Here is a 4,912-nt window from a genome sequence, read left to right on the forward strand (position 1 = left end):
GGTCGCAGCCGATGACGGCTTGTGGCATGGTAAAGGCTCCTGTCCATGTCGTGCGGGATCCACAGTCCCAAGCAACTGTTCAGGGTTGTGACCAACGCGGAAGGGACCCTTGCTCCCTATCGGGCTCCAGACCCTCGGGGGGGACGGGCTCCCTTCCGCAACACCTTCATACCACCATCCCATCAGACAGGGGGGGGGCTTCGGCCCCTGTCCCCACTGGCGCTTCCGTGGCCGCACCTGCCCATGACCGCGTCCTTCCGCTTCAGGGCGGCCGGAATTTCCGCGATCTGGGTGGCTATCGCACCACCGACGGCCGGACGGTGAAATGGGGGCTGCTCTATCGCTCGGGGCAGATGCACGATCTGACCCCGGCCGATTACGCCACGCTGCAAAAGCTGGGCATCCGCACCGTCTGCGACTTTCGCGACACGCGTGAGCGCACGACCGAGCCGACGCTCTGGCCCGCCGGTCAAAAGCCGAAGATCCTGAGCGACGATTATGCGCTCGACATGAGCAGCCTTAGGCTGCCCGGCGACCCCGCCACGTGGACCCATGAACAGGTCGTGGGCGCGATGACCGCGACCTACCCCAAACTGCTCGACCAGTTTCGCGGCTAGTACCGCCGCATGTTCGCCGAGCTGCTGGCGGGCGACGTGCCGCTCGCCTTCCACTGCACGGCGGGCAAGGACCGGACCGGCGTCGCGGCCGCGCTGCTGCTGACCGCGCTGGGCGTGCCGAGGGCGACGATCGTCGACGACTATCTGCTGTCCAACCGGCATATGGCCCCGATGCCCGCCCACCCGACCGGCTTCTGGGCGAAGCTGTCGCCGGAGGCCGTGCGGACCTTCGCCGGGGTCGACCGCCGCTATATCGACGCGGTATTCGCCGTGACCGACCGCCATCCCGGCGGGGTGATGGGATATCTGAAGGACCGACTTGGCGTGGGGCCGCGCGAGATCGCCAAGCTGCGGACGCTGTACCTGACCAAGGGGTGATCGCTCATCCCTGTCGCCGGTCCCCCTTGCGTCGCTCGCCTTGCGGCAGCGGTGCAGGGGTGTCCGCGATCGCGGACAGGATCGCACGGCCATAGGCGGTCTTGGCCAGCGCGCGGCCACGCGACTCGGCCTGTTCGCGGGAAATGAAACCCTGGAGATAGGCGATCTCCTCCAGACAGGCGATCTGGATACCCTGGCGATGCTGGATCGTGCGCACGAATTCGGCTGCCTCCAGCAGGCTGTCATGCGTGCCGGTGTCGAGCCAGGCGAAACCGCGCCCCATCGCTTCGACGCGGAGCATCCCCGCATCCATGTAGCGCCGCGCCAGATCGGTGATCTCCAACTCGCCGCGCGGAGAGGGGGGCAGCGTCGCGGCGTGATCGCACACCGCCGCGTCGAACAGGTACAGCCCCGTCATCGCATAGGGAGAGCGGGGCTGATCGGGCTTTTCCTCGATCGAAACGGCGCGCCCCTGATCGTCGAACGCGATGACGCCGTAACGCCGGGGATCCTCCACCCGATAGGAAAAGACGGTCGCCCCGCCGCCTGCCTCGACCCCCGCGACGGCGCGGCGCAGCATCGGACCCAGCCCGTTGCCGAAAAAGATATTGTCGCCCAGCACCAGCATGGCGGCCTCTCCCGCCAGCCAGTCCCGCCCGATGGTAAAGGCCTGGGGCAGCCCCTCGGGGCGCGGCTGCTCGGCATAGGCGATCGCCAGGCCGAGCGCGCTGCCGTCCCCGAACAGGGTGCGATAATGGGCCAGGCAATCCGGGCTGGAGACGATCAGGATCTCGCGAATCCCCGCCAGCATCAGCGTCGACAGCGGATAATAGATCATCGGCTTGTCGTAGACGGGCAGCAGCTGCTTGTTGACGACCAAAGTCGCAGGATGAAGCCGCGTGCCAGTGCCGCCCGCCAGGATGATGCCTTTCATCACGTCAGCCTTTCGCGCTGCGAGGAGTGACGGGCGACGAAGCGAGGCCCCGCCGCTGATCCGCCGCCCCCTCCGCGAGCAGCGGTCGCCACCAGTCCTCGTTGGCGAGATACCAGCGCACCGTCGCTTCCAAGCCGCTTTCGAAGCTTTCCTGTGGCACCCAGCCCAGTTCGTCGCGAATCCGCGTCGCGTCGATCGCATAGCGCATATCATGGCCGGGGCGATCGGCGACGAAGCCGATCTGCGCGGCATAGGAGGCGCCATCGGCACGCGGATACAGACGGTCGAGAATCGCGCAGAGGGTCCGCACCACATCGATATTCCGGCGTTCGGCATCGCCTCCGATAGTATAGCGTCGCCCGGGCTCGCCGCGCTCGAACACCGCCTGGAGCGCGCGGACATGATCCTCGACGAACAGCCAGTCGCGCACATTCTCGCCCCGGCCATAGACGGGCAGGGTTTCCCCGCCGAGCGCCTTGACGATCATCAGCGGGATCATCTTTTCGGGGAAGTGATAGGGGCCGTAATTGTTCGAGCAGTTGGTGACGATCACCGGCAGGCCATAGGTGTGACCCCAGGCACTGACCAGATGATCGGATGCCGCCTTGCTGGCGGAGTAGGGCGAGCGGGGGTCATAGGGCGTGTCTTCGGTGAAGCGCCCGGCGTCGCCCAGCGAGCCGAACACCTCGTCGGTCGAGATATGATGGAAGCGGAACGCCGCGCGCTCGCCCGCGCCCAGGTCGCGCCAATAGGCAAGGGCCGCGTTCAACAGGGTGAAGGTGCCGACGACGTTGGTGTCGACAAAGGCGGCAGGCCCGTCGATCGAGCGGTCGACATGGCTCTCCGCCGCCAGATGGGTGATGACCTGGGGGCGGAAGTCGCGGATCGCACGGGCAACGGCGACCGGATCGCGCACGTCCGCCCGCACGAAGCGATAGCGCGGGTCGTCGGCCACCGGCGCCAGCGCGCTCAGCGTCCCGGCATAGGTCAACGCATCGAGGTTGAGGATCTCATGCGCGGTGTCACGGATCAGATGGCGGACCAGCGCCGACCCGATGAATCCGGCCCCTCCGGTCACGAGAATACGCAGGAAGGTTGGGGAAGTGTTCAAAGGAAAGAACTCGCTGGCCGTGCCAATATCATGCCGGATGTCCCGCCCGCCGGCCCCGCTGTCAGGCCCGGATGATCGAACACTGCCCTATAGTGGATCGCAGACGCGCCTTATTCCAGTGCCGAATTGTTGGCCGATGCCGCGAGCATAGCGCGTTCTGACGCGATGTTGGATATTTTCGATCAGGCCATATGGTAGCTTCGCCGACCACCGCCCGCCCGCCGCGTCAGGCCGGATCGATCGAGGGGGTCATCCGGCGATGCGCATAGGCGGCTGTCCGGGTCGCGACGTCGCGGGCCAGCGCGATCAGCTTGTCCTCGTCCTGCCTGTAGAACGGCACGTCCTCGGGCGGGACGGTGATAGTGACCTCATACAGTCCCACGCCCCCGGCGACCATGGTCAGATAGGCCTGCCCGTCCCGCTCGAACAGCGTGGCCATATAATCGTGATTGCGGGCGAGGATCGTCATGCCTGGCCATGGCCGTGGAGCCGATAGCCCGGCGCGAGCCAGCTTTGCAACAATCCTGCGAGTTCGGACAGCCGATCCATCGTCTCCATCACCTTGCGGGCGTATCCGGCCCCATATCGAAAGGATTGCAAAATCAACATCCTGGCATGCCTCAGGCCAAGGGGTAGGCGCGGCCCGCTCGAGCCGTTATCAATAGGCGTAACGATCGACGGCGGGAGAAAGAAACGCGTGGCGTATCGGATTGATGAAGGATCGCTAGCCGCGCCGACGGTGTGGCAGGATCAGAGCATCAATGTACTGATGCCCAAGGACGCACGGGTGCAGGGCACGAGCCTGGTCATCGCGCGCGACCGGCTGGCGTTGGGGCAGACGTTCCAGGATTATATCATCCAGCAGCGGCAGAGCTTCGCGGCCCAGCTCGCCGGGTTCGAGCTGATCGCCGACACCGGCGGGCAGATCGATGGCCATGAGGCGCATTTCCTGGAAATGACCTGGCGCAGCGACGGCAAGCCGATCCATCAGGTGGTGGCGATGGTGCTTCACCGCGACAATGCCATCCTGAACTTCACCGGGTCGATCCCCGGCGGCCCGGAGGCGGAAAGCCGGAACGCATTGGTCGCGGCAATCACCTCCTTCACCTTCGCCTCCGCGTAACGGGCGCGATTCCGTGACGGGCAGCGCGACCTCCGCCCAGCAACCGACGGCCGACGAAAGGCTGCGCGCGCTGCGCGAGCAGACCGCCGCGTCGAGCAATGCGGGCACCGTGTCGGCGATCGCGACGACGGGGCATGTCGCCTCGGCGGGCATCTTCGCGGCGGGGGCCTATTCCGCCGAGGCGTCGGGCGGGGTAACCGCGCTGAAATGCTTCGCCGGGCGGGTGGCCGCGCCGATCGCGGGGGCGATGGCCGGGGCGTGGCTGGCCGAACAGGTCCATGCGGACGAGGGGGCCTTCCGGGTCGCGCAGCAGTTCGGCGCCCAGCGTATCGCCGCGTCGGGGCCGCAGGCCGCGCATGTCGAACATCAGATCGCGCACAGCAATGCCTTCAACGGCCTGCTTGCGGGCATCGCGGCCGGGATCGTGGTGGGCGCGGTGGTGGCGGTCAGCGCCGCGGCGATCATCGGCACGGCGGGCATGGCGGCGCCGCTGGTCGGGGCGGCGGTCGCCTTCGGCGCGGGCGCGGCGGGCGGCTTCGTCACCAGCGCGATCGCCGGGGCGGGGTCGAAGACCGCCACCCTGTCCGGCCCGATCACCTCCGGTTCGCCCAACGTCTTCTTCGTAAGCGCTGTTAACGCACCACGCGGGCGGCGTATGCCCATGGCATGAGGTCGCCGAGTGCATTGATGCGGTGGCCGCCCGCAAGGCGCTTGAGAGTGTCGGTCAGCCAGGCCTGTGGGTCGACGCG

7 protein-coding genes and 1 pseudogene are annotated in these 4,912 nt (G+C 67.1%); 3 read left to right on the forward strand and 5 right to left on the reverse strand.

All coding sequences use genetic code 11. The annotated features are described in order from the left end of the window. Positions 1-227: 227 nt before the first annotated feature. Positions 228-995: pseudogene (locus tag BSZ14_RS18465) on the forward strand (tyrosine-protein phosphatase). Between the two features lie 4 nt (positions 996-999). On the opposite strand, the gene rfbA reads toward BSZ14_RS18465, so the two are convergent. From rfbA to BSZ14_RS20225, 4 genes are all read right to left on the reverse strand, one after another. Then, complete coding sequence (rfbA, locus tag BSZ14_RS18470; protein ID WP_076712032.1) at positions 1,000-1,929, reverse strand: glucose-1-phosphate thymidylyltransferase RfbA; 930 nt, start codon at positions 1,927-1,929, stop codon at positions 1,000-1,002. Between the two features lie 4 nt (positions 1,930-1,933). Beyond that, on the reverse strand, positions 1,934-3,019 hold the full coding sequence (gene rfbB / locus BSZ14_RS18475) for a dTDP-glucose 4,6-dehydratase (protein WP_076712033.1): 1,086 nt from the start codon (positions 3,017-3,019) through the stop codon (positions 1,934-1,936). 247 nt (positions 3,020-3,266) lie between these two features. Further along, positions 3,267-3,509, reverse strand: a complete 243-nt coding sequence (locus tag BSZ14_RS18480) for a hypothetical protein (RefSeq protein ID WP_076712029.1) — start codon at positions 3,507-3,509, stop codon at positions 3,267-3,269. Continuing rightward, a complete protein-coding gene (locus BSZ14_RS20225; protein WP_274533672.1) occupies positions 3,506-3,640 on the reverse strand; it encodes a hypothetical protein in 135 nt (44 codons plus the stop codon). The genes BSZ14_RS18480 and BSZ14_RS20225 overlap by 4 nt, the downstream gene beginning before the upstream one ends. 97 nt (positions 3,641-3,737) lie before the next feature. On the opposite strand from BSZ14_RS20225, the gene BSZ14_RS18485 reads away from it, so the two are divergent. Both BSZ14_RS18485 and BSZ14_RS18490 read left to right on the forward strand, forming a co-directional pair. Then, positions 3,738-4,163, forward strand: a complete 426-nt coding sequence (locus tag BSZ14_RS18485; protein WP_158069239.1) for a DcrB-related protein — start codon at positions 3,738-3,740, stop codon at positions 4,161-4,163. A 13-nt stretch (positions 4,164-4,176) separates the two neighbouring features. After that, entirely contained in the window at positions 4,177-4,833 is a 657-nt protein-coding gene (locus tag BSZ14_RS18490) for a hypothetical protein (RefSeq protein WP_076712031.1), read from the forward strand. On the opposite strand, the gene BSZ14_RS18495 is transcribed toward BSZ14_RS18490, so the two are convergent. Continuing rightward, complete coding sequence (locus BSZ14_RS18495; protein WP_445190553.1) at positions 4,796-4,891, reverse strand: hypothetical protein; 96 nt, start codon at positions 4,889-4,891, stop codon at positions 4,796-4,798. The two genes, BSZ14_RS18490 and BSZ14_RS18495, sit on opposite strands and share 38 nt — an antisense overlap. Between the last annotated feature and the right edge of the window lie 21 nt (positions 4,892-4,912).

Origin of the sequence: Sphingomonas sp. Sph1(2015), from assembly GCF_001970915.1 — a bacterium.
Lineage (GTDB): Bacteria > Pseudomonadota > Alphaproteobacteria > Sphingomonadales > Sphingomonadaceae > Sphingomonas > Sphingomonas parapaucimobilis.

Coding starts and splice junctions, on each gene's coding strand:
- BSZ14_RS18480 (WP_076712029.1), bottom strand. CDS start 3,509: ATGACGATCCTCGCCCGCAATCACGATTATATGGCCACGCTGTTCGAG.
- rfbA (WP_076712032.1), bottom strand. CDS start 1,929: ATGAAAGGCATCATCCTGGCGGGCGGCACTGGCACGCGGCTTCATCCT.